This is a genomic window from Shewanella sp. 5S214 (assembly GCF_041439795.1).
Lineage (GTDB): Bacteria > Pseudomonadota > Gammaproteobacteria > Enterobacterales > Shewanellaceae > Shewanella > Shewanella vesiculosa.
The window spans coordinates 84,156-111,076 of the sequence record NZ_JBGOOV010000004.1 but is presented as its reverse complement, the minus strand read 5'-3'; the positions used below and the strand labels follow the sequence as shown (position 1 = coordinate 111,076).

The 26,921-nt window shown below is 41.0% G+C and carries 25 protein-coding genes; 16 read left to right on the top strand and 9 right to left on the bottom strand.

All coding sequences use genetic code 11. The features are described 5' to 3' along the window. Window positions 1-682: 682 nt before the first annotated feature. The 6 genes from ACED29_RS03880 (at window position 683) to ACED29_RS03855 (ending at window position 7,066) form a co-directional block, all read left to right on the top strand. Window positions 683-2,119, top strand: coding sequence for a hypothetical protein (locus ACED29_RS03880; RefSeq protein WP_371697089.1), 1,437 nt, complete (start codon window positions 683-685; stop codon window positions 2,117-2,119). Window positions 2,120-2,236: 117 nt separating this feature from the next. Beyond that, window positions 2,237-3,034, top strand: coding sequence for an alpha/beta fold hydrolase (locus tag ACED29_RS03875; protein WP_371697136.1), 798 nt, complete (start codon window positions 2,237-2,239; stop codon window positions 3,032-3,034). A gap of 789 nt (window positions 3,035-3,823) precedes the next feature. Then, complete coding sequence (locus ACED29_RS03870; protein ID WP_371697088.1) at window positions 3,824-5,386, top strand: peptide MFS transporter; 1,563 nt, start codon at window positions 3,824-3,826, stop codon at window positions 5,384-5,386. 299 nt (window positions 5,387-5,685) lie between these two features. Next, entirely contained in the window at window positions 5,686-6,144 is a 459-nt protein-coding gene (locus ACED29_RS03865; protein WP_371697087.1) for a nuclear transport factor 2 family protein, read from the top strand. 13 nt (window positions 6,145-6,157) lie between these two features. Continuing rightward, window positions 6,158-6,619, top strand: coding sequence for a DUF1499 domain-containing protein (locus ACED29_RS03860; protein WP_371697086.1), 462 nt, complete (start codon window positions 6,158-6,160; stop codon window positions 6,617-6,619). Window positions 6,620-6,874: 255 nt separating this feature from the next. Continuing rightward, window positions 6,875-7,066, top strand: coding sequence for a DUF3185 family protein (locus ACED29_RS03855; RefSeq protein WP_124015207.1), 192 nt, complete (start codon window positions 6,875-6,877; stop codon window positions 7,064-7,066). Between the two features lie 149 nt (window positions 7,067-7,215). Here the strand turns inward: ACED29_RS03855 and ACED29_RS03850 are convergent, their stop codons facing one another. Further along, window positions 7,216-8,979 (bottom strand): flotillin family protein, encoded by a 1,764-nt coding sequence (locus ACED29_RS03850; RefSeq protein WP_371697085.1) that lies wholly within the window; start codon window positions 8,977-8,979, stop codon window positions 7,216-7,218. Window positions 8,980-9,076: 97 nt separating this feature from the next. Beyond that, window positions 9,077-9,718, bottom strand: a complete 642-nt coding sequence (locus tag ACED29_RS03845) for a YqiJ family protein (RefSeq protein ID WP_371697084.1) — start codon at window positions 9,716-9,718, stop codon at window positions 9,077-9,079. 369 nt (window positions 9,719-10,087) lie between these two features. Here ACED29_RS03845 and ACED29_RS03840 point away from each other — a divergent pair, with 369 nt between their 5' ends. Together ACED29_RS03840 and ACED29_RS03835 are read left to right on the top strand one after the other, a co-directional pair. After that, window positions 10,088-10,831, top strand: a complete 744-nt coding sequence (locus ACED29_RS03840; RefSeq protein ID WP_371697083.1) for a sulfite exporter TauE/SafE family protein — start codon at window positions 10,088-10,090, stop codon at window positions 10,829-10,831. A 139-nt stretch (window positions 10,832-10,970) separates the two neighbouring features. Further along, window positions 10,971-11,600 (top strand): flavin reductase family protein, encoded by a 630-nt coding sequence (locus ACED29_RS03835; RefSeq protein WP_182696815.1) that lies wholly within the window; start codon window positions 10,971-10,973, stop codon window positions 11,598-11,600. A gap of 233 nt (window positions 11,601-11,833) precedes the next feature. Here the strand turns inward: ACED29_RS03835 and ACED29_RS03830 are convergent, their stop codons facing one another. After that, the gene (locus ACED29_RS03830) at window positions 11,834-12,340 is read right to left on the bottom strand and encodes a glycine cleavage system protein R (RefSeq protein WP_371697082.1); all 507 of its coding nucleotides are present in this window, start codon (window positions 12,338-12,340) and stop codon (window positions 11,834-11,836) included. Window positions 12,341-12,978: 638 nt separating this feature from the next. On the opposite strand from ACED29_RS03830, the gene ACED29_RS03825 reads away from it, so the two are divergent. After that, a complete protein-coding gene (locus ACED29_RS03825; RefSeq protein WP_371697081.1) occupies window positions 12,979-13,575 on the top strand; it encodes an acetate uptake transporter in 597 nt (198 codons plus the stop codon). A 57-nt stretch (window positions 13,576-13,632) separates the two neighbouring features. Here ACED29_RS03825 and ACED29_RS03820 read toward each other — a convergent pair whose 3' ends face one another. After that, window positions 13,633-14,151 carry a hypothetical protein gene (locus ACED29_RS03820; protein ID WP_182696817.1) on the bottom strand — a complete coding sequence of 173 codons (519 nt, stop codon included), beginning with the start codon at window positions 14,149-14,151 and terminating at the stop codon, window positions 13,633-13,635. Between the two features lie 4 nt (window positions 14,152-14,155). Then, window positions 14,156-14,953 carry a transcriptional regulator gene (locus ACED29_RS03815; protein ID WP_371697080.1) on the bottom strand — a complete coding sequence of 266 codons (798 nt, stop codon included), beginning with the start codon at window positions 14,951-14,953 and terminating at the stop codon, window positions 14,156-14,158. 464 nt (window positions 14,954-15,417) lie between these two features. On the opposite strand from ACED29_RS03815, the gene ACED29_RS03810 reads away from it, so the two are divergent. Beyond that, window positions 15,418-16,239 carry a cytochrome C gene (locus ACED29_RS03810; protein WP_124015216.1) on the top strand — a complete coding sequence of 274 codons (822 nt, stop codon included), beginning with the start codon at window positions 15,418-15,420 and terminating at the stop codon, window positions 16,237-16,239. A gap of 7 nt (window positions 16,240-16,246) precedes the next feature. Then, a complete protein-coding gene (locus tag ACED29_RS03805; protein WP_371697079.1) occupies window positions 16,247-16,819 on the top strand; it encodes a hypothetical protein in 573 nt (190 codons plus the stop codon). Between the two features lie 219 nt (window positions 16,820-17,038). Here ACED29_RS03805 and ACED29_RS03800 read toward each other — a convergent pair whose 3' ends face one another. Next, window positions 17,039-19,132, bottom strand: coding sequence for a prolyl oligopeptidase family protein (locus tag ACED29_RS03800; protein ID WP_371697078.1), 2,094 nt, complete (start codon window positions 19,130-19,132; stop codon window positions 17,039-17,041). 333 nt (window positions 19,133-19,465) lie between these two features. Here ACED29_RS03800 and ACED29_RS03795 point away from each other — a divergent pair, with 333 nt between their 5' ends. Next, window positions 19,466-19,744: a peptidylprolyl isomerase gene (locus tag ACED29_RS03795; RefSeq protein WP_182696821.1), complete on the top strand. Its 279-nt coding sequence runs from the start codon at window positions 19,466-19,468 to the stop codon at window positions 19,742-19,744. Between the two features lie 133 nt (window positions 19,745-19,877). Here ACED29_RS03795 and ACED29_RS03790 read toward each other — a convergent pair whose 3' ends face one another. Next, a complete protein-coding gene (locus ACED29_RS03790) occupies window positions 19,878-20,600 on the bottom strand; it encodes an arginine N-succinyltransferase (RefSeq protein WP_371697077.1) in 723 nt (240 codons plus the stop codon). A gap of 368 nt (window positions 20,601-20,968) precedes the next feature. On the opposite strand from ACED29_RS03790, the gene ACED29_RS03785 reads away from it, so the two are divergent. Both ACED29_RS03785 and ACED29_RS03780 read left to right on the top strand, forming a co-directional pair. After that, the gene (locus tag ACED29_RS03785) at window positions 20,969-22,540 is read left to right on the top strand and encodes a S41 family peptidase (RefSeq protein ID WP_371697076.1); all 1,572 of its coding nucleotides are present in this window, start codon (window positions 20,969-20,971) and stop codon (window positions 22,538-22,540) included. Continuing rightward, entirely contained in the window at window positions 22,540-22,926 is a 387-nt protein-coding gene (locus tag ACED29_RS03780; RefSeq protein WP_371697075.1) for a hypothetical protein, read from the top strand. Before ACED29_RS03785 ends, ACED29_RS03780 begins: the two co-directional genes overlap by 1 nt. A 147-nt stretch (window positions 22,927-23,073) precedes the next feature. Here the strand turns inward: ACED29_RS03780 and ACED29_RS03775 are convergent, their stop codons facing one another. Then, a complete protein-coding gene (locus ACED29_RS03775; RefSeq protein ID WP_371697074.1) occupies window positions 23,074-23,811 on the bottom strand; it encodes a hypothetical protein in 738 nt (245 codons plus the stop codon). Between the two features lie 279 nt (window positions 23,812-24,090). Here ACED29_RS03775 and ACED29_RS03770 point away from each other — a divergent pair, with 279 nt between their 5' ends. Beyond that, on the top strand, window positions 24,091-24,342 hold the full coding sequence (locus tag ACED29_RS03770; RefSeq protein ID WP_124015225.1) for a DUF2999 family protein: 252 nt from the start codon (window positions 24,091-24,093) through the stop codon (window positions 24,340-24,342). Window positions 24,343-24,724: 382 nt separating this feature from the next. Continuing rightward, entirely contained in the window at window positions 24,725-26,209 is a 1,485-nt protein-coding gene (locus ACED29_RS03765; RefSeq protein WP_371697073.1) for a mannan-binding protein, read from the top strand. 173 nt (window positions 26,210-26,382) lie between these two features. Here the strand turns inward: ACED29_RS03765 and ACED29_RS03760 are convergent, their stop codons facing one another. Next, complete coding sequence (locus ACED29_RS03760; RefSeq protein WP_371697072.1) at window positions 26,383-26,871, bottom strand: MarR family winged helix-turn-helix transcriptional regulator; 489 nt, start codon at window positions 26,869-26,871, stop codon at window positions 26,383-26,385. Window positions 26,872-26,921: the final 50 nt, after the last annotated feature.

The window sequence follows — 26,921 nt, the reverse complement described above, 5'->3', positions numbered from 1 at the left end:
TGTGTCTGTAACATTTGAACCCAAGGTTCCTATTTATAAAAGATCGCTATCCCTCCGCCATATTAAAGACGAAAGGCTCATCAGCAATGATGAGCCTTTTTTCGTTATAGAATCAGCTTTTTTGATTACTGCGTAATTACACGAGAATTTTAATGTTTTCAGTTTGTGTTAATTCATTCTATACATAGTTTATGTATTCATTTAACGCTATATGCCGCATTCCTAAATGTAATTCAGTGTAATCGCTGAGGCATACATGCTGACTTTATTTATTGCGAAATAGTTACTCGAAGTATTGAGGTGCTTTTCTATATAAACCATTATTTACTGGCTAGATTGTGCTTAACCGAATGAGCTGATTTTATATACAGGTATAAATAGATTTTGCTTAAGTAAAATCAAACAACTCATTAGGTAAGCCTAAAGTCGTAATGTAGATTTATTTCGAAAAGTATAATTGATTGATAATATTACAAATAAATATTATCGCTTGTTTTTATGAACAGCATTAACGCGCAACCTCGGTTTATTTTGGAATGTTGAGAGTATTTTATCACTTTACATCAAAGACATAGGGAACGTAGGATGATATAAATCAATAACTTGAATAGCGGACTTTATCGGGCGAGCCGTTCAATAAGCTGTTAGGTGAATCTTATAATTCTGCTGATATTGGATAATTATGATTGAAGAATTTTTAGAGCGCATAGAAGAAGTTGGCTATAGCGTTACAAGGCGCAATAAAAATCAAGTTTTCATAGGTTTAGATTGTTGTCCTCAATGGAGAATATTCCTAGAGGATATTGATGATGAAAAATTGCTACCAGTTTTCTACTATCGACAGACAAGAATAGAAGAAGTTACTGATTTACATGCAATTGTGCCAACAGTATTTACCGCTATTTCAAAATCTAGAGGCTTGAGTTCATTTCGATTTCTAGGTGAGCAAAATGATTTCAGTGGAATCGAAGACGAATTATACGGGATGTACTGGTTTCCAGCCCAGCCTTTAAATGAACGTATTAGGAAAAATAGCGAACAAGACTTTGAGTGTTTCTTCAATATCTTAATGGATCTCTATATGTTCCATATGTATCAAGGAAATATCTTGGGGGCCGTGAGCTATTGCCCTGAAGATTTCTCTTTTGACTCTCCAGAACTCAGTGTTTGGGTCGACAAAATAAGAGACTTAATAGGTGAGGATGAATCTTACGTAGCCAATATTCGTATGAATCCTAAATGGCTATTTTTTCGTAGTTTCTCTAGAGATTTTTCAGTTTTTAAAAGTACACATATTGCAGGGTTTCTTAAAGATATTGTTACTAAAAATGATACTGGAGATAAGATTGCTGGAGTTGGCTCAAACGTTCAAATTATAAATGATATACGCACAACTATTTCATTTAAGGATGAGGTATTTGCTAAAGATCTTATAGTGAAGTTGGGTGATGCTTCAGACTTAAAGGTTATATCGCAAGAAAATCAGCTTCTTTTTATTAGTGACCATCATGTGTTAATTAAGTACACCAACTGTGGCTTAGAATCTGTCGCAGAAGAAAAAGAGCTGATACGGCTACGTCAACAAAAAGAAATTTCTCTACTTTTTGGTGATCAAAAGTTTGAGTGGAATATTATAGATCGTAAAGCCAGTGGAGAGTTTGAGGACCTAATTCTTGAACTCTTAGATCGTGAACCATGGGTGTTTAATGTTAAGAAAGTTGCCCCCACGAATCAAGGAGATAATGGTCGAGATTTGATTTGCGAATACGATATGCTCCACCATGAAAATCGAGTTTATAAAGGAGATAAATCTAACAAACTCGGAAAAATGATTATTCAGTGTAAAACAAACTTAAGACACTCTAAAAAATCTTCAATAGGTATATCTGATGTAGACATGCCAAGTACGATATTTAATTATCGACCTGAAGGTTACATGTTGGTTGTCAATACCCAAATTACACGTGATTTAACAGAAATGTTAGAGCGTCAAAGAGATAGAAAAGAGCAAAATACAATACTTTGGTGGAATGCTTTTGATGTTGAAGATCGGTTACGCAAATATCCGGATATTTTAGCTCGTTACCGTCATATAGTAGATTATGCGCAACTCACCTAAAAAGCACTTTTAACGTAATAAAACAGTTGGTTACGCTTCACTTCGCTCCACATTATAGCCAACATTTTTTGTCCACTTAAGTGGGCGTTAGAGTTTTGAGGAGCAGATTTGAAATTCATTTCATTAATTGGCATTGCATTATCGTTCTCAATAGCGGCACAACCTAACCTGATTAGCGTTAATGAGTTTCAACTTGAATACGAAGTTGCTGGGCAGGGTAAGCATACCGTTTTATTGGAAGCTGGTGGTGGTGCAAGCATGTCTGATTGGGATACTGTTTTCAACCGAATAGCAGAGCATGCAACGGTCATTCGCTATTCTAGAGTTGGTAATGGCAAATCAACAGTTATTAAGCGTCATTTTACGTCGAATGATTATGCAGACTACGCTAGTGAACTTTTAGTTAATTTGAATATTAAACAGCCTGTCATTTTGGTCGCTCATTCATATGGTGGCAACATCGCAAGAGACTTTGCAACTGCTTATCCAAAACAAATAAAAGCGCTCTTATTGTTAGATCCGTCCTCTGAACATGATGTTGATATATTGCGGGCCATTGATTTAGAAAAAGCGAACCGAGAAATTGCTCAAATCAAGCTAGATGATATGGCTAATGGTATGTCAAACCAATATCTCGATTTTTGGAGTAAAAGACCGCTTCCTGATTATCCACAGATCAAAGATATACCCGTAACAGTTATTGCCTCGGTCAGGAAAACAAAGAATCCTGCTAACTTGTTTTTTACCGATGAAGGCAGAAAAATGTGGGGGGAACTGTGGCAAACTTGGGCTGGTGCATTTCCACAGGGGAAAACTGTTCTGACAGAAAAAAGTGGCCATTTTGTTCAGGTGGATGAACCTGAGCTAGTTGTAAATGAGCTTTTAGCCTTGATGCAAAAGCTGGACAAACACTAACAAGTAAAGGCAACTGATGCGCACCGTGCAGCTGCTTTAAGCATTATGTTTTTTGTAGTTTCAATTAAAAAGGAGTTTTTATGGGAGGTATAAGTATTTGGCAAATTTTGATTATTCCTGTTTTTATAATATGGATGTTACCTTGGATACTAGCTTTAGTTTCTAAGAAAGCAAAAGGTGCACAGAAAGTAATTTGGTTTCTAATGTCGTTTTTTATATCCTAGATAGGGTATTTTGTTTATTACTTTGTAGTAATCAAAGAACTCCCAGAAAACAACACATAACAAGAGACTATGGCTCAATAACTATCACTATGATTCAGCTTTAGCATTTCTGACTGAACATCATTTTTATGGCGACATTAGATAGACAATTTACTCATTCAATACCCCTGCCGCCCACGTATACAGGCGTCTTGGAAATAGGAAACACCTCCCCCTATTCGCCGCATTAAAGACGAAGGGCTCATCAGCAATGATGAGCCTTTTTTCATTTGGCGAAAGATAGGACTTTTAACCCATGGGTTCCTTTTTATGTAAGTAAGCTATCCCTCCGCCACATTTATCGAGAGAGCTCAGTTGTGAACATTGTTTTTTGGATTGAGCCATTTGAGTCCAGAAGTTTCTATCTATTAAAATTGAATCAACAAAAACCTTAAGATTAACTGAAATTGAAAAGTTGATTTGTAACAAAATCTGTTTTTACCATTATCTACCATTGGTTTGCTTTGGTTATCGCCTTATACTTTTGAGCTCAAATATTAAAACAACAATGTTGGAAGCAAGCGATATGACTATTGGGACTGCTCCGGTAAGTAAAACACATTCATTTATGACTGTGTCCCTTATTGAATTATGGGAACGCTTTGGCTATTACGGCATGCAAGCGCTGATTGTGTACTTTATGGTGCAGCGACTTGGCTTTGATGACTCTCGCGCGAACTTAGTGTGGAGTGCCTGTGCGGCGCTCATTTATGTATCACCGGCGATTGGTGGCTGGGTTGGGGATAAGATCCTCGGCACTAAACGCACTATGCTGCTGGGCGCAGGAATTCTGTCTCTGGGTTATGCGCTGATGGCCGTACCCACTGAAAATACTTGGTTTATGTTTTCAGCACTCGGTGTGATTGTAGTCGGTAACGGCCTGTTCAAACCAAATGCCGGTAACTTAGTTCGTAAGATTTACGAAGGTGATGATTCTAAAATCGACAGTGCATTTACCATCTATTATATGGCGGTAAACGTCGGTTCGACCTTCTCTATGTTATTAACACCTTGGATTAAAGATTACGTTAATGCCGAGTATGGTAACGAATTTGGCTGGCATGCGGCCTTTGCCGTGTGTTGTGTCGGTATTTTGGTAGGTTTAGGCAATTATGCACTCATGCGTAAAAGTTTAGCCCACTTTGGTTCAGAGCCTGATACGCGCCCAGTAAACAAAAAAAGCCTTGCCATCGTATTGGCGCTAGCTGCATTGTCGGTTGTCGCTTCGGCCATTATTCTTGAATATGAAGCGGTTGCCCGTGTCTTCGTTTACGCCGCTGGTGTAGCGGTATTGGCAATCTTCTTTCACTTGATCCGCACCAGCGAAACCAGTGAACGAGCAGGACTGATTGCAGCGCTGATCCTCACAGTGCAAACCGTGTTCTTCTTTATTTTCTATCAGCAAATGTCGACTTCATTAGCGTTGTTTGCCCTGCGTAATGTGGACTGGGATTTCCAATTCTTTGGTACTCATTTATGGACTTGGTCGCCAGCCCAGTTCCAAGCATTAAACCCATTATGGATCATGGTTTTAAGCCCTGTACTTGCGTGGAGTTATTCGTGGGCGGGTCGCAATAATAAAGACTTCTCTATCGCGGCGAAATTTGCCCTCGGTTTTGCAGTAGTGGCTATCGGCTTCTTTATCTATGGCTTTGCCGATCAATTTGCCATCAATGGTAAAACCTCTTCATGGATCATGATCTGGGGCTATGCCTCATATTCTTTAGGTGAATTGCTGGTGAGTGGCCTTGGTCTTGCGATGATTGCCCGCTACGTGCCAGCACGTATGGGCGGCTTTATGATGGGAGCCTATTTCGTCGCCTCAGGTATTTCTCAGTATCTGGGCGGTGTGGTCGCTAACTTCGCCAGTGTGCCGAAAGATTTAGTTGATCCACTGCAAACCTTACCTGTGTATACCAGCCTATTTAATAAACTGGGTATCGCAGCCGTGGTTTGTACCTTTATCGCCCTTGCCGTATTACCGCTGATGCGTCGCCTGACGGAGACTCACAACTCACATAACACAGTTATTGATGATGTTGGTGACAAAGCAGCTGCATCGCTACGTGATGTAAAAGCCGAGCAGTAATGCCGAGCTGACAAAGCTTTATTGAATAAAAATCAACTGCCGATAATCCATGCTCATCGGCAGTTTTTTTATGACTTAACTCATCTTAAAAAACCTACCGTCATTAAATCAGCCTCTTTCCCCTGTAAATTGTCATAAAAGGCTATCGTTACTTAACCTAAAAGCCATTATGTTAATGACCTAAAGGTTGGCGGCGATGTTAGCCGGCCAATAATATTAAGCTCAATGTTATGCTGTCCGAACTCAACATTAGTACATATCCTGAGTTCAGGTGACTTACTCTCAAGGAGTCGATAGTAATGAAAAAAATCTACTTAGTTTTATTAACCTTGGTTTCGATGTCATCGGTTGCAGATGATGGCGGCTTAGCTGACCAAATGAAAGCGCTTGATACCGCGGTGTTTGACTCATTTAATCATTGTGAAAACCCTGAAGAACTGCAGAAACATGCGAGCTACTTTGCCACTGATGTCGAGTTTTATCATGATAATGGCGGAGTAACCTGGGATCGTGACACCATGATCGCCAATACGAAAAATAATGCCTGTGGCCATTACACTCGAAAGCTGGTTGAGGGCTCTTTTAACGTCCACCCGATTAAATATTTTGGGGCGATTACCGAAGGGGAACATATCTTTTGTCACAATAAAACCAACCAATGCGAAGGTAAAGCTGACTTTGTCATGGTTTGGCGTAAAGTAGACGACAAATGGCAAATAACTCGAGTATTAAGTTACGGTCACCGTGAAAATAAATAAAAGGATATTAATAATGTACAAACAGATTTCAATTATTACACTCAGCATGATGCTGTTAATGGGCTGCTCTGGCACTGTACCGACCTTAGGCATCAATAATAGCCAATTGACCCCCTGCCCTAATTCGCCAAACTGCGTTAATAGCCAACAAACCTCCGCAGATGAAGAGCATGCTATTGCACCGCTGTATTTCAGCGGAACCCAGCTGCAAGCACAAGTGCGCCTGTTACACATACTCAAGACTGCAGAGCGTGCCAATATCGTTGTGGTTGAGGACGATTATATTCGCGTAGAGTTTACCTCGCAGATAATGCGCTTTGTCGATGATGTGGAGTTTTACTTCCCATCAACCGCAGCGGATAAAATAACCATACATGTTAGATCAGCTTCGCGTATTGGCAGTTCTGATTTTGGGGTGAATCGTGAGCGAATAGAAAAAATCAGAGGTGAATTTAATGCCTTTAAACCACAATAGAAATCACCAAAATCATTTATAGAGGTATTGATACAGCCAGCAATGACTTAGCTTATAGCAGTATTATTTGAACGACAATAACTCGATACACGCGAGCATTTATCTGCTCATTAACGAAAACTATCTGTAAATGTACCTTTTAAATGTCCGTTTTTCGTTTGCAGCGTCAGTCTTATGGCTAATAATAGAGGCTATTAACATTGGTCTATTCAACTAGGTCCATCAAGGGTAACGTCATCAGAGTCTGGAGTAAGAATGAATAATAAAATTATCGGAATTGTGCTTGTCATTGCGGGTATTTTTTTAGCTTTGTGGGGCTACAATATTTATGATTCAGCGAGCTCTCAATTTACTAGGGCATTAAGTGGTGATACACCGATAGAAGCATGGGCAGGAATGGCAGGGGGTATCATTTGCGTGTTAATTGGTATCACAAAGTTAAAGTAAAGCCATTTTACCCGCGTTACTGATTTATGGTTTATCACGGTGTGATGCTCATCAGTCAGGTAAATAATAAAAAGCGTCTATTGACGCTTTTTATTATTAATAGGGCAAGATAACAACACTCTGTTATGTAAACCCTCAGGGTAATCAGCTTATTGGGCTGGATTAACCCCAGGGGTAACTTCATCGACACTAAAGTCTGTTTTGGCCGATTGAATGGCATTAATCGCTTCAGATGTCAGTGTATTATTGCCTGTCAGTAAGTCGTTTAAATTACCTGACTCTGCATTAACTAGCCCCAACTCGCGCAGCATGGCATCGACAACAGGCGCATTGGCACGATAATTTAATGCCGCGGTTGTCACTTGCTCAGCAATACCACCTTGCGATGGGTTACTCTCACCATTACCAAACTGATTACCCGTACCATAGCCTTGTAAAATCTTAATGCCTTCAATGTTTTCCAGTGGTTTAACCGCTTGTGCGACAATGTCAGGTAAGGCTTTTAATATCGCTAATGATCTTTGTAAGGCAATTTGTTCGTTGCTCAGTACGTTTTCAGCTTCGTACTGCGCCCGCTTACCAGCCGCTTCTACTGCATAGATTTTCTCATCGGCTGAGGCTTTGAGCATCTTAGCGTCTGCACTGGCACGCGCTTCAATTAAAATGGCACTCGCTCTATCTTCCGCGGCAATTTTTTCTGATTCCGCTCTAACAGTAACACCCACTGCGTCGCGCTCAGCTTCTTTGCGGGCGTCAATAACTTCGATGTCTTTACGACGATTAGCTTCAGCAGTTTGGCGCGCAGTTATCACTGCTTCTTCTTTTTCAACCTTAGTTTTTTCCGCTTCTGCGGCGCGAGCACGGGCAGCAGACTCTTCTTCTGACTTAGCGGCTACGGCAATGCGTTTGTCTTGTTCTGATACTTCGATATCGCGTTGCTGCTGAATGCGTGATTGTTCAATAGACTTATATTTTTCAATTTCACGGGTTTCGATGTCTTTGGTTTTTTCAATTTCAGCGGTTTCAATTGCGCGCTCTTTAGCAATTTCGGCTTCACGCTCTTCGCGGGCTTTGTTTTCTTTTTGTTTAATGATTTCAGCTTTTTGATCGGCACGTTTAAATTCAAGTGACTGTTGCTGCGCGAGGCGTGCTTCTTCTTCCGACTTTTCAATCTCTAACGATTCTTTTTCTGCTTCAAGATTACGCTGTTCAATTTTAATGCGGTTTTCTTGTTGAATATCGTTGGTTTCTTTACGTTTTTCTTCAATAATTTTAGCTAGACGTGCCCGACCTTCGGCATCAAAAGCATTATTTTCATTAAAGAATTGCAAGTCAGTTTGATCAAAGCCCGTCAGCGAAACAGATTCGAGTTCTAAACCGTTTTTCTCAAGATCGTTGGCGACATTATTCTGCACTCGCTGAACAAAGTCAGCGCGCTGCTCGTGCATTTCGGTCATGGTCATTTCGGCTGCCACGGTACGTAATACGTCGACAAACTTTGATTCCATTAATTTTTTCAGTTCTTCAACACGATTAGTACGAGTGCCTAGAGTTTGTGCCGCCATAGAAATCCCTTCGGCATTCGGCGCAACTCGTAAATAAAAGTCGGCTTTTACATCCACACGCATTCTGTCTTTGGTGATCAAGGCATCTTTCTGGTTTTTTTCGACTTCAATACGCAAGGTATTCATGTTGACCGAAATCGTTTCGTGCAGCACTGGCAGCACAATTGCGCCACCATCTTTAATGATTTTCTCACCGCCAAAGCCTGTTCGCACAAATGCCATTTCTTTGCTGGCGCGTTTATACAGTTTGGCAAAAATAAGCCCTATTACAATCAAACCTAATATAACTAGGCCTGCAATTAATAAGATAAAGCTGCTTCCAGAATCAAAGCTTGTTAAGGTTTCCATTTAATGTCCTTTTAAATACAACAGAGTAATTCGATCATGTCAGCACAATGCAATGGCATGACCGTTTGAGAATATAGAGTGATTATTATTAAGTTAACTAAATTTGTGTAGCCGTCCACACCTTGCCTTTGCGAGCTAACAGTACAACTTCCGTGCCTCGGACAAATTCAATGCCTAGGCGTTCTGGCTCAACTAATACATAGTGTTTTTGTTGAAATTCGTCACGTGCCACCGCCTCTGTAGGCATGCCTTTAACTGCACGCCCCTGAGTAATGGTTGCGACGCAACCGACAAGAGAGTCAACAGAAATAGCCGAGGTTTCATTTTTAGGAAGAATATTAGCAACAGCATTGCCAAGGAAGTGACTAGAAATAAGCGTAATAATAAACGCGATAGGCACAGTGATAAGTTGCGGCAGTAGTCCTGCTGAGATTTGTAAGCTAGTAAAGTTAATCACATAGCCTGCAATCGCAAAACTACTTAATATCAACACCAGCCAAATAAGCAGCGGTAAACGATCAAGGCACAACCAGCCCAATAAACCTGTCATGCCGGTGATAGACGTTTCAGCCTCCATATCGACATCAGTATCGATATCGACTGATAACGAGTTATCTAACGCGCTAAAAATGCTTAAACCAGCAATCATTGCGATAAGCTCAAATGTGCCCAACATGATCACTATTACCAGTGCAATTGAAAAAGGCACATTTCCATGAGCGCTCAAAAATGCCAGCATTGTTCCTCCATTAACGATGTGAATTCCATTTATTCGTAAATTATCACGTTATTTTGCAATAGGATATCAGGCAATAACGCTTTTCAACATAAAACTAAAATCAACCAACATTATTGTCTCACATCATAATAAATTAATTGCACCCACAAGGGTAAATAGATAATTATTGATCAGTACAATATCGCCCTAGGGTAACTATTCGCTCAATTAGATCATCGCGCATTTCTCCTAAGTTGAGATTAAATATGCTATTCACCAGCTGAGCATATACCATTAGGCAGTGATATTATCTTTCCCTAATAATCCAAATTGCCAATTCTAACTATCTACTATTAATTGCCAATAATCATGATTGGCACAGGAGTGTCGGTGTTAACAGATCCATTATTTTGGTTAGTGGCTATTCCAGCAGTATTAATCACAGGTATATCAAAATCAGGTTTTGCTGGTGGTGCTGGCGGGTTAACTGTGCCGTTATTAGCATTAGCAATTAGCCCCGCAACCGCTGCGGCAGTGATGCTACCCTTGCTCGTTTATATGGACTTTTTAAGTGTACGCTCGTGGTGGGGGAAACAAAATACAGCACAACTGTGGATTTTATTGCCTGCTGCTATCGTCGGTATTGTGGTGGCTTATCTATTATTTGATCAACTTAATGAACAATACTTACGCGGTATACTTGGCGTGATTTCATTAGGGTTTGGCATCTACGGCCTCACATTAGGTGAATGGTCACAACGAAAACCATCCGCGCTAATGGGTAGAATGTGCGGCACCATTGCAGGCTTTACCAGCTTTGTTGCCCATGCGGGAGGACCACCATTAAATGCCTATCTGATCCCACTGCGTTTAGCTAAAACAGAATACTTGGGAACTGCCGTAGTGTTTTTTGCGGTGATAAATTTAGTTAAGTTAATTCCCTATAGTATGTTGGGGCAAATTAACCTGAGCAATTTATTAATCTCGGCATCATTAGCGCCTATCGCTTGGATTGGCGTAAAATTGGGACTACGCATCCAGGATAAATTTGACGAAAAACAGTTTAAAAAAATTATTCTTAGCTTAATGATCATCGTTGGTTTGCGATTACTATGGACGGCATTTAACCCGTGATAGTAAAGGTCACCATTAGGCTAATAAAGTCATCATATGGATCTGATAGTATGAATTTAATGGGGCTGATTTACTGATATTATTGCCATTAACCTACTTGATACCATCAGACACGTTTAACAATAAAACAAGGTAAGATATGAGTACTGATAACCGCTACTTTTATGAACCAAGCAAAGGCCATGGTCTGCCACATAATCCACTCAATGCCATTATAGGCCCGCGACCAATAGGGTGGATTTCTTCTCGTAATGCTCAGGGCCAACGCAACCTTGCACCTTATAGCTTCTTTAACTGTTTTAACTATGATCCGCCAATTATCGGTTTTGCCAGTGTCGGTTGGAAAGACAGCGTGGCTAATATCGTTGAAACTGGCGAATTTGTGTGGAACCTCACTACCCGTAACCTAGCAGTGCAAATGAATCAAACATCTGCCGCACTTCCTCATGGTACTGATGAATTTGAATTTGCCGGATTAACGCCAATAGCAGGTAATATTGTTAAGGCCGATCTTATTGCACAAAGTCCTGTTAGCTTCGAATGTAAACTGTCGCAATGCATCCAACTAACGGCAGCAAATGGTGACAAAATTGATAGCTGGTTAGTGCTCGGAGAGGTTGTGGCAGTGCACATTGACAAGCACTTACTCAGCGCTGAAGGTATCTACCAAACCGCATTAGCAGATCCGGTATTTAGAGCCGGCGGCCCATCGGCTTATTATGGTATTGCTGAAGAATTACGCTTTGATTTGCACCGTCCAACGGTGTAATTGCCGCAGAGTCTCATCAACCAGGTTGTCATTGGCAGCCTAGCTGATGGCGACACAGCCAATAAAATCGTCAATGCCGTCAATAAAGCATCACTGCCTTAACCCAAGGCCAAAGCAGTGATTAAAGCCAAGTACGGTTCAAAAAGCTACAGTCTTTCTCGCTATATGTTTATTTTCAATATGATGGTTTACATCTTGAGCTAAATCCATAGTGGACGTTAGTTCAAGATATTTTAGTCTTCTATGCCGATGCGAATATTGTCGCTTAAGGTTTCAAGTTGAGAGACTAACAACGCGATGGTTACATTCTCAGGTAATCTTAACGTCATCTTGGCACTATATACCGTTTTGCCTAAACTGGTTACTTGCACACGGTAGCATTCTTGGTGATCAACACTGACATCAAGATCCGCTAAAATTTCATTAATATCATGAGTTAACCCTGAACGGTCACTGCAATCTAAAGTGAGCTTACACTCTTGAGAAAAATGTATCGATTCACTTTCAAATTCAGCATAGACAAAGGTTAGTTGGCTAAACTTCTGCTCTAATGTTTGTTTTAATAGCATTTCTTTATCTGCATCTATCATCACCCGCATCATTGCAACAAATTGCCCATCGAGTTTAATGACTTTACTGGTCTCCCAACTTGCGCCAATTTCACGGCTTACCTGAGCAAGTGATTGCAAAAGATTGGGCTGTAAAGTCCCTAAGACCGTCGTAATAAACTTATGCTGCATATAACCTCCGATGATAAATAAACCAAAATAATGTTGGCCTATTTGATGTAGTTTTAGTTAACACCTCACCACAGACTAACTAGCAGTAGAAATTTAGTCTGTGGTCTGGGGCACAAATCACACGTTTGATACAAAATAGGTCATAGATACTGACTTTAGCGCATTTATCCTATTCGTTAATTCGAGTAGAGGTTAACGATTAATTTGCAGTAAATATTGTTTTTGCAAGCCGCTACAAACTTAATCAGTTAGTGTTGCTTACGTCACAAATTAGCCTGCTGCAGTAACGACTTCATTAGGTGATTTGACAACAGTTTAGCCTTATATTTGAGGCCCATCACAGCAATAGCAACGACTTGAATAATATCACACCAGTTGAAGGTGTTTTCTGTATCTAATTGAATTTAAATAATTTATTACTCACATATTAATATACTTAACACACTTGTCGTACGAGGCAATACTAAGCTATTGTTTTTAAATAATAATATCTATCTTACTACTAACATGATGGCTCCCTTGTCACTTATTGCTACCCGCTGAAGCTTTCTCTAAAATGCGCGCCTTGCCCAATCGGGGTACAAATTAATCTTTAGCGACGTTATTTGGTCGTTATATTTTTCCATTAAGGAAACATCATGGTTACAAAATTAGCGAATCCTGCACCATTAGGATTAATGGGCTTTGGCATGACCACCATACTGCTCAACATTCATAATGCAGGCTATTTCCCCATTGACTCGATGATCCTCGCAATGGGGATCTTTTACGGAGGCATTGGCCAAGTGATTGTCGGCATAATGTGTTTTATGCGGGGCGATACCTTTGGTACTACGGCATTTACCTCGTATGGCTTATTTTGGTTAACCTTAGTGGGGATTATTTTAATGCCTAATATGGGGGCAGCGGCCAGTCCAGCACACTTTATGGGCTGGTATTTAACCCTGTGGGGCACATTTACAGCCTTTATGTTTGTGGGTTCGTTACGCTACCCTCGAGCAAAACAAGTAATATTTGGCTCATTAACCATATTGTTTTTCTTACTGGCTGCGCGCGATTTTACTGATAATGCATTGCTTGGCACTATTGCCGGATTTGAAGGTATTTTCTGTGGTGCAAGCGCTATTTACTTTGCGATGGCGCAAGTGTTGAATGCCGAATACGGGCGTACTATTTTGCCCGTTGGTGAGTTAACGCACACCCCAAAAGTAAGGTTAAATTCGATAAAAGTATAAAAAATACAACACCTAATCTAACAGGCCGATACTAAGTCTCGGCCTGTTAGATTAGCTTTAATTGACCAAACGACACCCACATACGGTATTACTAGGCTGAAACAATACCACTGCATAGTCTTTTGCCTCATCACGTTCTAGCACCTGAATAGTTAATGAATGCATACCGTTCTTATTTAAATTAATGCCACTAACATACGATAGATACTCATAATGCTCTGGTTTATAAACATTTTTACTGCCTAAATACTCTTGTTTAGTGGTCACTGAAATATCATATATTTGCCTTTGAGTATCAATTCGGTTCACTTTTCCTGTCATCGCTAACGTTCCAGCTGAATTACCGGACAAATCGAAATAACGATAGTTAATTTGCGCCAAGCCATCTTTAGAGACCAAATCAACTAATAAGTAATGATTATGGTCTGCCTCGCCAGCTTGATGATTAAACAGTTCGGAACTGCAACTCAGCATAAAGTTTGGCGCCTTAGATGTGAGCGAGTAAATAGTCCCAATACAAGCCAGTAAACACAGCAAAATAACACTGTTGATGAGCCATAACCCTTTTCTTGCCATTATGCTAACGCCTCCAAGATTGATGCGAAGAGGCGATCTGGACTGGTGACGAATCACAAATACTCACCTGTTTGAGCCACTCTGGATTGATAAAACTCTTGGGTTGGCGCAAATCGCTAATTTTGATATTACGAATAATCGACTGGCCAAAATAGTCGCCTCTGAAGGTAATGTTCAGCACCTGCTTATCGTGAGATAAAGATAGAAAGACTTTATTCCATACTGTCTCATGACAATGTAATAGACTCTGAGTGAGCAGCTGCCCTTGAGCAATCAACAACTCATTATTGGTGTTTGAGGGCGAATATAAAATCATTTCAACTTCCTGACCAGAATCCAAGGTTACCGTGTCGATACTCAGCGGCATAGTCGGACTGATTGAGGGCCCAAGCCGATTAAACCACCATAGACTAAGCAGCAATACACTAAAAAGGCTTATGACAACCAGCAATACTGGTAAAGATTTGATGGTAAAACGTCTTCGTTGGTAACGGGTTTCTTTGCGGGCACGGTGATGTCTGAGCAAATAACCTTGGCCTTTTACTGTCTCAATAAGTGTTTCATGTTGCGGCCCAAGAAATGAGCGCAATGTAAAAATAGCTCTGGCAACAGACGCTGAACTAAGATGTGAACCGTCTTTATGGCCAGACTCTAATATAGGTTTAGCAACGACTTTGCCTTGATACTCGACTAATAATCTCAGTACATGTAACTCTGCTCTGGGAAGAGACCACACCAGACCACTTTCCTGATTGATCAGCTCACCTTTATCGCTATCAAACCTGCAATGGCCCAATTGCATACCAACTGCCTCAATACTTCACATAATGGCTAAAGTGTATGCAGAAAATCTTATAAAATCTGTGATCCTGCTATCTTCACGCTTTAATTCCTTATTCTTTGTAATTAATAGTGGTCAAGATTGATGTAATTGCGATATTTGTCACATCATTTCATACAGTTAATTTCAATAAATACTCAGATAAATGTACGTAAATCCTATAAATGATCAGACTTCTGTCACAAAAGACGGCTTTTTTTTGTGGCTAGTTAGTCTTCAAAGTTCAAGTTTATTCACTCAATTGAACATTATTTTAAAAGCCGTTTTATCTGGCATAAATCACACCTTTAATCGCCCCATTGCTTATCGTTAGGTCATCAAGTTGCTGTCGATATTCCGACCAGCAAAAATATGACAACAAGCCTAAGCCATATGAAGTCATAGCGCTTAAACACAACAATAATGATGATATAAGGGTGATCAAAATGAGCATAAATCGACGTCAAGCATTAACAAAAATAATTGGATTAAGCACCGCCGCAGCCGGGGCAACCCTCTTAGGTACATCAGCATTTGCTGCTACAGATGCAGATGGAAACTACCGTTTAGCGTTAGGAGAAAAACTCAAATATGCACCGTTAGATGCCATGGCTACTGCCAAGCTAGCCTATGAAACTGGCGGCGGTTGTATGCACCAAGTCTTTCACGCCATTGTGACTATGCTCGCGGTATCTGCCAGTATTGATGCTGACAAGTTTGCGACTATCCCAACAGCATTAGCCGGCTACGGTTGGGCTGGCGTGGTAGGCCAAGGTACTCTTTGCGGTAACTTAAATGCAGCAGGCATGCTGATCAACATTCTTGATGATATTAATGGCCAAAACAACGCGATTATTGGGGCTTCATTCCGTTACTATGAAACCAACGATTTGCCTTTATCTTCAGCTGAGTTCATTGCAGGGATAGGCTCTACAGCCGAAAAATCATTAGAAGTGGGGGCAACATCTATTGCTAACAGCCCATTGTGCCATTCATCCATTAGTAATTGGTCTGCGGCATCAGGAAAGCCTTTCGCATTAAAAGGTGAACGCTGTAAACGCCTATCTGCCACTATGGCTTATTACATTGTCGATCTATTGAATCGAGCTCATGGCGGCGAGGATATTTCGGTATTAGCAGAAGCGAAACCATCGGCGACAACCCAAGCATGTCAATCATGCCATGGTGTCACCGAAACGATGGGCTCTGCTGCCAGTGTGAAAAGCGACATGGAATGCACGACCTGCCATACCGGACATTACAATTAAGGAGCGCATGATGAATGTCAAATATCTTAGCGCCATATTAGCCAGTTCATTGCTAATCTTTGGCTGTAATAGTGACAATGATGACGATGTAGCGGTTATTGATCCACCTGTGGTGGTTGTACCGCCAGTGGTGACACCGCCAGTAGTTGTTGTACCACCAGTTCTTGATGGCATTAGTATTGATGATGCAAGCAGCGTAGTTGTAACCCTGGATACATTTAATGCTACCACTGGCTCGCTATTATTCACGGTCGCCAATAATGAAGGCGAAGCCCTCATTGATGTAGCCAATTACGATATCGTCTATTTTGGCTTTCCTGATCCAGCATCGCTATCGATAAAACCTAAGGCTTGGAAACGTTGGCATGTCACTCAAAGCTATCAATGCGATGGTGCAGGGAGTGATAGTTGTAGCGGAACATTAGAAGCAACCGATACTGCTGGTAAATATACTTTTAATGTCAGTGACCTCGACTTACAAAGTAAAGCATCGGCCAATGCCGCAATGATTTATAAGGTTGCGATTCAAATTAAGGGCTCGCTGGCCAGTAATGCAATTGAATTGATAAGTGCAGATTAAGTCATCGTCATTTAGCCTCCCCCTAGCTAATGGCGAGAATTGCACCCTTGCAATTAGCTTCAGGCTATTTTGCCGCAGCACTTCACTGCGGCTCTTTTTATCATAAAAGAGTACGACTGAGACATGCGGAGTTTCGAGCCGAGTCATATTAATGTCAGACACAAAAAAAGGGGTTCAGCACTGCTGAAACCCTTTTTACTCATCACTGAGCGACTATATTTAACGAAGTTGCTGCATTAAGTAAGCGTAAACCATTGAGCTTAACTGAGCGGCTTGGGTATTGTCGGCCGCGCCAGCATGGCCGCCTTCAATATTTTCGTAGTACAACACATCTATGCCCATATCTTCCATTTTTGCGACCATTTTACGCGCATGTCCAGGATGAACCCGATCGTCGCGTGTTGAGGTGGTAAAAAACACTTTAGGGTATTTAACCCCTTGTTTTAAATTATGATATGGAGAATAGGTTTTAATGTATGCCCACTCTTCAGGAATATCAGGATTACCGTATTCGCCCATCCAACTAGCACCGGCCAGTAATTTGTTATAACGCTTCATGTCTAATAACGGCACTTGGCACACGACTGCGTTATATAGCTCAGGACGACGGGTAAAGGCAGCTCCCATTAACAAACCACCATTACTGCCACCTTGAATACCAAGATGTTTGCTTGAAGTAATCTTGCGAGCAATTAAGTCTTCGGCAATGGCTTCAAAATCTTCATACGCTTTATGACGATTTTGCTTCAATGCTGCTTGGTGCCAAGCAGGACCATATTCACCACCACCACGAATGTTAGCCAGTACATAAACACCGCCCTGCTCTAACCAGTTTTTACCAATAGTGGCCGAATAGGCTGGCAAACGCGACACTTCAAAACCGCCATAACCGTAAAGTAATGTAGGGTTACTGCTATCGAGTTTGATGTCTTTAGCCATCACCACAAAATAAGGTACATTAGTGCCGTCTTTTGACTTAACAAAGTACTGCTGGGTGACAAATTTATCAGCGTCAAATTGTTGCGGCATGGCTTTAATTTTATCGGCTTTTAAGCTCGCGCCATTTAAGCGATATAAACTAGCGGGTTCTAAAAAGCTGGTGTAATTAACAAAAAAGTCATCACTATCGCGTTCTACATCAAACACACTTAAGGTGCCATTGGCTTCAAATGGCACCGGCTTGCTTTGCCACTCACCTTTATCGTTTTGCATGTATCGGACGAGTTTACTTTTTACATCATCCAGCCAAGTCACAAAAATAGCATTCTGACTAAATGCTACTTGTGAAATTGAAGCGTGCGTAGTTGGCGATACCAGTTCACTAAACTCAGGTTTTTGCGCAATGAGCTTATCAACTGGCGTATAAACAATGGCACCTTGTTTGAACGTACCCTTTGAGGTGACTAAATCGCTTTTTAGCTCAATATATAGCTGACCTTTAAAGTAACCTTTCAAATCGGCATCTTCAGGAATAGGCAGCGACACTAACTGACTATCTTGATAGACATAATGTTTAGCGGTGTAGAAGGTTAAGCTTTCTGTGACGATATTGAGTGGGATTTTATCATCGAACATCACATAACCCGACACGGCTACTGACTTTTTATCCCCTCTAAAGACCAGTTTAGCGGCAGATAAAGGAGTGCCGCGCTTCCACAATTTAACCACACTTGGGTAGCCAGAGTCGGTCATGCTTTGCGCATCGCCAAAATCAGTACCAACAAACACAGTGTCTTTATCAATCCAGCTTAGCATCGACTTTGCTTCGGCCAACAAAAATGGCTTTTGAGCACTATCGACAAAGGCTTTCGTTGTTAAATCAAATTCGCGCACTTCAGCAGCGTCAGCACCACCACGAGATAATGAAACAAAACAGCGCTCGTTCTGTGGATATTGGCATTCAATACCTTTGAAAACCCAATTAACTTCCTCAGCTTTACCCAGGGCATCGATATCGAGCACGGTTTCCCACTTAGGTTCGGCTTTAGCATATTCTGCTAACGTAGTTCGCCGATAAATGCCACGCTCGTGGGTTTCATCTTTCCAAAAGTTATACAAATAATCGCCAATACGAGTTGCATAAGGAATGCGGGCTTTATCGTTTAAAATATCTAAGCTGTTGGCAACTAATTTATCAAAACCTGGATAAGCCTTAATATGGGTAGCAGATAAGCTATTTTGTTGCTTAACCCATTCCATTGGCTTAGCGCCTTCAACATCTTCTAACCAAATATATTTATCTTCTTCTGCATGAACAGGTATTGCCATAGTTATCGCACTCGCTATACATAAGGGTATGATTCGCTTAAGCATTAAAATTTCCTTTTTGTTATGTGCTCGTCGTTTTTTACCAACTGATCAATACTGTAATCCATGTAATACTCAATTAGCTAATTTCTGGCCACTCAGCGTCAGTTCAACGTGTTGTAGCGATATAACATAATGAAAGACATCATTATTAGCATCATTAATATCAGCAAATTACAGTAATAAAACCTCAAGATTTAGGCATTAACAAGTCCAAACCTTACAATATTTGCCTATATTGGAATTGAATAGATCCATTAGTGCAAGGATCTACTGCCAATTTAGCTAATGAAACAGGTATAATAATCTGCTAATCACAGAGAAACGAAGACCGATATCATGGCCAAAACTGCAGCAGCATTACATATATTAGTGAAACACCAAACCCAAGCTGAAGACATCATCAAGCAGCTCAATAAAGGCGCCAAGTTTGATGTGCTAGCAAAAAAACATTCTAGCTGCCCATCAGCCAAAAATGGTGGCAACTTAGGTGAGTTCAAAAAAGGTCAAATGGTGCCCCCGTTTGATAAAGTCTGTTTTAATGGCGAGCTAATAACACCGCACCTAGTCAAAACAAAGTTTGGTTGGCATGTGGTAAAAGTGCTATACAGAACATAATGTTAGCTGTGATAAGTATTCGCGTCACTCAACATGAGTGGGCTGAAAAACGGTCAATAAACAATGAGCTTGATATTCAGGCTCACTGCTAACACCATACTTATAACATTGCTTTCAAACCGATATGTAGCATTTACTTTCGCAGTTTGATCGACAGTTCGCCATCACGAATCTGAATATTATCCACACCATCGGCAAAGGTATTCCAAAAACCACGGTCGCCAAACTCACTCACTAAATTGACGTTTTTCATGTTACCCAACCATGCATTGGGAATAGGCACACCCATTAAGCTCACGCCAACTAAAGCAACTACTGGGCGACCATTGGTATCTAAATGAATGTCCAACCCAGTATTAACCCGTAAGATTTCTCCAGCCATCAGTGGAAAGTCCTTAGGAATTGAAATCAGCAAGGTTGCACTGGCCAAATTGTCTGAAAAATCTATCGCAACCCGCTGCGCAAAATCAGGATTACGGCCAATCATTGAATTTACTTCTTTTTCGCTAAAAGTCACCTGGCGGTCGGCATCAAATTCGCGATATGCCTGCGGGGTTAGCTCTGCGTTGTTATGACCACGATTACTTGGTTCGCGTGAATTAGGTGATTGGCTCACTTGGCGACTAGGTTCAACTTGCCAACCAAGCTGGGTCAGTTTTTGATCCAGCTTTTGCTCTTCTTGGGCATTTAACGTTACAGGCGTTAATGGCGACGGAAAAATATAAGTGCGAATAATAAAAAACGTTAATCCAATTGTGACCAGCATAGTCACTAAAATAATTAACAGTAGTTTGATGCCAGATGCGCCATATTGTCGCTGGCGGGGTACAGATAAATGCATAAGTGAAGTTAGCATTGACCCGCCTTTTTTACTTTATATTTGTCGAACATAGTAATGATATCTCTGGTTAGGGCCGTTGAACTTTCAAAATGAAGTTGGCAGCCGCTTGTGGCAATTTTATACAAATGGAGCTTTTGACATCTAGTATATCTACATGAGTAAGCAATAAAACAGTAGCAAGGAACCACAAACACAGTACTAAGGTTGAACTGAACATTACAACCAGTAGCCGCGTATAGAAATAGCATTACACTTCAAATAGCATGGTTTATCAATCTTAGTATTGCTCAAGAAACCGAGTTACAAATTAGGTCAATTGTAATAAAGTTGTCAATTGTAAGATTAAACATTAACCACGATATTTGAGTATATAAAGGATTATTATGCAGTTACTCTCAAGCAACACTCTCGCCCCATTCATTATCAGCGCCAGCCTGTTACTAACAGCCTGTGGCGGTGGCGGCTCATCAAGCGGCGATAACAATAGCAATACTGGCTCAACTTCACCTCAATGGGTTGCTGGTCAATTTGCTAACTACTCGACATTAGCCAATCAGTGCAGTGTCCCCTTGACACAAAAATTGTGGTTGCGGTCGTGGAGCGATGACACTTACCTTTGGTATGACGAAATTATTGATCGCGATCCGGCACCATATAGCGTTGCCGAATATTTTGAACTACTTAAAACCGACGAATTGTCAGACACGGGCAACCTCAAAGATAACTTCCACTTTTCTATGCCGACAGCAGAATGGGAATTACTCAATGGATCTGGGGCCTCTGTGGGTTATGGCATGACGCTTAATTTACGTAATGCATCTGCAGGTGTGTCACGACAAGTGACTGTGGCCTTCAACGAGCCAAACACGCCGGCAAGCAATGCAGGTATTAGCCGTGGGGCCATTATTGTATCGGTGGACGGTGTTAGCGTAGCAAATGCCAATGATAGCGACAGTATCGATACTTTAAATGCAGGTTTATTTCCCGATGCCACTGGTAAACAAACGGTGTTTACCGTGCGAGATTTAAATGCCCAAACCGACCGCACAGTGACATTATCGGCAGGCACAATCGTATCAACGCCAGTGCAAAATACTAAAACCATTCAAACGACTAATGGCAAAGTGGGTTATCTACAATTTAACTCTCACATCGCGACGGCCGAAAAAGGCTTATACGATGCCATGACGTTACTGAGCAACGCACAAGTAGACGACTTAGTATTGGATATTCGCTATAACGGCGGTGGATTATTAGCACTTGCCAGCCAACTGGGCTACATGATTGCGGGTGATAACGCCACAACTAACCGGATGTTTGAACAAACTAGCTTTAACAACAAGTACCCCAACATTAACCCAGTAACGCGTGAAGCACTCTCGCCGATGCCGTTTATTTCAGAATCAATCGGCTTTAACACTTCATTACTGCGCAGTGGATTATCGCTGCCCACGCTAAACCTTAAGCGAGTATTTGTATTAACAACCCCTGGCACCTGTTCTGCCAGCGAAGCCTTAATGAATGCCCTTCGCGGCATTAATATTGAGGTAATTCAATTGGGTGATACAACCTGCGGTAAGCCTTATGGCTTTTACCCAACCAGTAACTGTGCCACAACCTACTTTACCATTCAGTTTAAAGGGGTTAATGACAAAGGCTTTGGTGAATATTCTGACGGATTTATACCATCAGCCAATCCTACCCTAGACAGTGAAGTGCCAGGTTGTGTTCTAGAAGATGATCTTGGACATGCTTTGGGTGATACCAACGAGAGACTTCTCAGTGCAGCGTTGTTTTATCGCAATAATAACCGCTGCCCAGCGACGGCTTCAGCTTTAGCGCGCGCACCAGCACGAGAACCCTTTGTCGATCCAGGCTTTATGTTGCAAGACACGCGCAACCAAAATGTACTGAAAAACAACCGTATTCTCACGCCATTGGCTTTGGAGCAATAATGCAAAAGCAATTCATTGGTATTCTGGCAGTATTGGCAGTGAGCGGCTGTGGGGCGACAGCAAAAGAGGCGCCATTGCCGTTACAAGCGGCAATGCTGATAAACCCTAGCAGCCAAACCCACGCTGAATTACAACAAGCGATAGCAAGCTTACTGGACGCCAGCAATGTATTAATCGCCGATAAGGCTTTTACTCAATACAGCCAAGAAGTGATTGAGCGTGCTCAGCATAAAGACGCTAATGGCTTATTGATCATGGGGCGCAGCACTGAAATTCCGGACGCAGTGCAACTGTTAAAACAAGGCGATAATTGCCTATTACGTCATGTACAAACCGGCAAGACGGTGACATTATCGCAAGTACGTTGTCAGGTCGAGAAACCATAGCAGGTTGCTTATTGTACAAAGTTGATGGCTAATACCATTGATTAAAACTAACTAAAAAAGCCAGAACACATATGTAGATGTGTTCTGGCTTTTTTTTGGGGCTATCGACTCTAGCTAATAACATGCAGCCTATCGATCATGCCGCAGTTAACTCATCAAGCTGTAAAGCCAATACCCGCCTTTTATCATGATGGCTAAGCTAGCCCCCATCATAAATAGATAACTAAATATAAAAGTCACCGAACCACTTGAAGGACCGGTATCATCCAAGCGAATAATGGCGACACTCATATAAAATAAGATAAAAAAGTTTATCACTATGCTCAAGATAAAATAGTCACCCACCATAGGTAACACGCCACCAACAACACTGCTGATAAGCAACAACAAACTACTGAGATTATCCTTTGTGAAATATTTTTTCTCTATAATACGGACAAAAAACACGCCCAGCATAATCAAGAAGTAATACAGTGAACTGGTTAATGCTGAATAACCCCCTTGCGTGATATCAGTCAGCGCTATTGTATCGTCAACCTCGGTACTGCTTGAGTCGGGAAAAAAACCTGCAATCCAATGACCTATACCAAATATAATCAACCAAGCAAGCATAAATGAAACCAGCCCGCCGTAATCAATCGGATGACTGGCTTTACGATCCATTATCATTGCCAATAACAAACCGAGCAATGCCACGCCGACCAGTAAACTGAGTGCATACCAATATTGGTCTAAATAAAAGAAGGCAAAACTAGGAGAAATTACCAAAAAAGATTGATTAAACTCATTATCTTTGGTGGTTACGCCAGTATTTTTATAAAAGGCATAATATACAACAAGGGGTTGGAGCAGCACTAACACAGTGCAGAGAGTTTCAATATCCATATCAACGTCCGTAACAAATCCATATAAAAAGTAGTCTTAAATCAGCAAAGCAACACGCTAAAACGGGAACAGTATAAACACCGGAGTAGTAAACTCAATCATTTATCCAATGGTGTAACGTATAAACGACACTCAGTTCAATCTTGCTAAGAGACTAACCAAAGTCAAAACCTGCTGAATCATTTTGTCAGTACGATTGTGCAATCGCTATCTTGCCCTCTACAGACTAAATCATGATAAAATCACAACTTACTCAATTAACATTTACAAGGTAACGCAATGAATCCTATTATTGCCATCTTCAAAGAACACAATATCAGTGACGTACAAATTAATGAGCTGTTCCAGACGTTAACTGAAAACCCATTTGCAGCAATGGCAACTATTGGTCAATTAGGCATTCCTGCGGAAAAGCTACAACAGCTAATGGGCATGGTGATGCAAAACCCTGCTTTAATCAAAGAAGCAGTTGTAGAACTTGGCTTAGATTTTTCTAAAGTTGAAGCGGCAAAAGCACAGCTACAACCATAAGCGCTAAGCTATTACAAAACGCATAAACAACCACGGCCAGCACCTTAAGATGCTGGCCGTTTTTTGCTTTAGTGGTCAATGCAATACTGAGCGAACACAAGCCTATTGAGCCATAATATAAACCCACGCAGAAAACATCAGCATTAAACAACCTGACTTTTATCTCTTGATATCAAATAACTCACGCCTACGTTGAAACCACAATACCTCCGCTTGCACTAAATCATAATCAATTGATTTAAAATAAGAATATTATCAGAAGAATTTTTAAAAAAATTCTAACTATAGTCATAACTCATGCTTATAGTCGTTTGGGCATCAAAGGCTTAAAGGTCGAATTGACCTTAAGGTTATGTGAACTATTTATATAAAGGAATAGAATATGAAATGTTATCAAAGGAATATTAACACCCTCTTAAGTGCAGCGCTGTTGTGCGTATCAGGGATAAATAGTGCCCGAGCAGAGGCAAACGAAACAACTATTAATAAAACCGTAGCGAGTATCAATTCATTTAATTGTAGCGCCGACTCGAGCTGGTTTACCCACCCAAGTTTACCCACCGAGGTTAAACAAAGTAATGGCCCCGGCGACAGTTCATTTTGTGATTTTTATCAATTCTCTTGGCAATCTTTTGCATACTTAATGGCTAGCTCAAAAACCAATCCTCAGGTACTTAACTTTCAGGATTCGACTCAGTTCAACGAACTAGAAGTTAATGCCGATGGCAGCCCAGCCAACTCTTGCGATGATAAACATGATTCGCATGTGTTATTTATCCGCACAGCCAAGCCCCAAGAAAACGGCACTACATTTACCATTCCAGAGCGTATCGGCCAAGCTGGGGGCGGTGCCACTATTTACGACCAAAATAACAATGTGGTGTATTACGACGTTCAGTTCAGTAAAAATATGTGTGATGTGAAAAAAATTCAGCAACAACAAAACTTTCCTGGCGGAACCACTGAGCTAAAAACCGCATGGAAAGTATTAGGTGCCAACGATGATCCAAGTCAATTTATCACAATGGATGCCAACATTACCCCGGATCTAAAAAGTACTAGCACGACTAAGTTGGGGATGATCGGTTTTCACCTTGCCGTTGCTACCCCAAATCATCCTGAGTTTATTTGGGCTACGTTTGAGCATAAAATAAACGCACCAGACTGCACTTCGCCAGAAACTAATACCGCTTGGTCCTTTGCCAGTAAAGCCTGTACTGCTGACTTAAAAGACCAAAACGCTTTAGGTATAGTCCAGTGTCGTTTTAATAATCCGGCACCCAGTCAGTCCCTCACAGGCTCGGCTTCAGAGATCTGTCGCGAATATGCTTACGGCTCAGCCAAAGGGGATCTCAAATACGATGAAAATACTCAAAGCATTCAAACGCTAAATGCCAATGTTCAGCCCTATCTAACTGATAATTTTAAAGTATTATCGAACTACTTTAATGTGGGTGCATTATGGGTAAGTAACACAAGCAAGGGATCAGAGATTAGTAATCAGCGAGGTTCGTTACGCTTGGCCAATACGGTGGCAGAAACTGAATATCAATCTGTCGATCTTAATGCTGATTTTGTATCGAATTGTTTTGGTTGCCACAATTACACAGGTACCAGCAACAGTGGTAGCAATACAACATCGAATAGTTTAAGCCATATTTTTGATGATATTGCTATCGGTTCGAATCAGTGTTTGGATATACAGGCAGCAAATACGATTAATAGTCAGCCACAAGCTAAAACAGAATGCCCTAAGACTTGTACTAATTCATCCTCAAAGCTGAAATGGAACGGTCAATGGACAAACCAAAGTGCCAGTACAGGTGAACAATTACCTCAAACCGTTTGTGGTTGCTGCGGGGCATAATGCTATAAAACATAGCTGCAATTGATGATGCTGATAGGGTTAATAATCACTATGACTCAGCAATACAACAATTGCGGTAAAACTTACTTTGGCATTTTTACAAAACGCATAAACAAAAACGGCCAGTATCTTAAGATGCTGGCCGTGATTAAATTATCTGATCACAGCCGCTATTAATTGCCTTCAAAGCCAGCTAACCAAGTTTTGAGTAATTGGTTGAGCTCGGGCAGTTCAGAATCTGAAAGGTTTGCTACTAACTGATGTTGAATACGCACATGCTGTTCTATTGCCTCATCAATAACTGCAAGGCCTTTTTTAGTCAAAGCTACGGATACGCTACGCCTGTCTTCAGTGCTGTGTACACGTGCAATTAAATCTTTAGATTCTAGTTTATCTAAGCGATTTGTCATCGCGCCAGAGGTTAACATCATAGATGACAAAAGCACTGAAGGGGTTAAGGTATAAGGCAGGCCTGCACGTCGTAATGTAGCCAGTACATCAAATTCCCCCATGGTCAGGCCAAACAATTTATGACAAGTAGATATTTCAGCTTCAATGTGTTTTTGTAAACGCAAAAAACGCCCAAGTATTGCCATTGGTGCAGTATCTAAATGCGGCTTCTGTTCACCCCACTGCGCCACAACTCTATCGATATCCTCCATTTAACACCCTTAATCTTAACGATTGATCACTTATAAAATACTTAACATAA

Coding starts and splice junctions, on each gene's coding strand:
- ACED29_RS03835 (WP_182696815.1), top strand. CDS start 10,971: ATGAGTACTGATAACCGCTACTTTTATGAACCAAGCAAAGGCCATGGT.
- ACED29_RS03880 (WP_371697089.1), top strand. CDS start 683: ATGATTGAAGAATTTTTAGAGCGCATAGAAGAAGTTGGCTATAGCGTT.
- ACED29_RS03805 (WP_371697079.1), top strand. CDS start 16,247: ATGATGAATGTCAAATATCTTAGCGCCATATTAGCCAGTTCATTGCTA.
- ACED29_RS03865 (WP_371697087.1), top strand. CDS start 5,686: ATGAAAAAAATCTACTTAGTTTTATTAACCTTGGTTTCGATGTCATCG.
- ACED29_RS03790 (WP_371697077.1), bottom strand. CDS start 20,600: ATGCTAACTTCACTTATGCATTTATCTGTACCCCGCCAGCGACAATAT.
- ACED29_RS03855 (WP_124015207.1), top strand. CDS start 6,875: ATGAATAATAAAATTATCGGAATTGTGCTTGTCATTGCGGGTATTTTT.
- ACED29_RS03780 (WP_371697075.1), top strand. CDS start 22,540: ATGCAAAAGCAATTCATTGGTATTCTGGCAGTATTGGCAGTGAGCGGC.
- ACED29_RS03850 (WP_371697085.1), bottom strand. CDS start 8,979: ATGGAAACCTTAACAAGCTTTGATTCTGGAAGCAGCTTTATCTTATTA.
- ACED29_RS03870 (WP_371697088.1), top strand. CDS start 3,824: ATGACTATTGGGACTGCTCCGGTAAGTAAAACACATTCATTTATGACT.
- ACED29_RS03810 (WP_124015216.1), top strand. CDS start 15,418: ATGAGCATAAATCGACGTCAAGCATTAACAAAAATAATTGGATTAAGC.
- ACED29_RS03825 (WP_371697081.1), top strand. CDS start 12,979: ATGGTTACAAAATTAGCGAATCCTGCACCATTAGGATTAATGGGCTTT.
- ACED29_RS03795 (WP_182696821.1), top strand. CDS start 19,466: ATGGCCAAAACTGCAGCAGCATTACATATATTAGTGAAACACCAAACC.
- ACED29_RS03785 (WP_371697076.1), top strand. CDS start 20,969: ATGCAGTTACTCTCAAGCAACACTCTCGCCCCATTCATTATCAGCGCC.
- ACED29_RS03820 (WP_182696817.1), bottom strand. CDS start 14,151: ATGGCAAGAAAAGGGTTATGGCTCATCAACAGTGTTATTTTGCTGTGT.
- ACED29_RS03800 (WP_371697078.1), bottom strand. CDS start 19,132: ATGCTTAAGCGAATCATACCCTTATGTATAGCGAGTGCGATAACTATG.
- ACED29_RS03770 (WP_124015225.1), top strand. CDS start 24,091: ATGAATCCTATTATTGCCATCTTCAAAGAACACAATATCAGTGACGTA.
- ACED29_RS03765 (WP_371697073.1), top strand. CDS start 24,725: ATGAAATGTTATCAAAGGAATATTAACACCCTCTTAAGTGCAGCGCTG.
- ACED29_RS03815 (WP_371697080.1), bottom strand. CDS start 14,953: ATGCAATTGGGCCATTGCAGGTTTGATAGCGATAAAGGTGAGCTGATC.
- ACED29_RS03775 (WP_371697074.1), bottom strand. CDS start 23,811: ATGGATATTGAAACTCTCTGCACTGTGTTAGTGCTGCTCCAACCCCTT.
- ACED29_RS03830 (WP_371697082.1), bottom strand. CDS start 12,340: ATGCAGCATAAGTTTATTACGACGGTCTTAGGGACTTTACAGCCCAAT.
- ACED29_RS03845 (WP_371697084.1), bottom strand. CDS start 9,718: ATGCTGGCATTTTTGAGCGCTCATGGAAATGTGCCTTTTTCAATTGCA.
- ACED29_RS03860 (WP_371697086.1), top strand. CDS start 6,158: ATGTACAAACAGATTTCAATTATTACACTCAGCATGATGCTGTTAATG.
- ACED29_RS03760 (WP_371697072.1), bottom strand. CDS start 26,871: ATGGAGGATATCGATAGAGTTGTGGCGCAGTGGGGTGAACAGAAGCCG.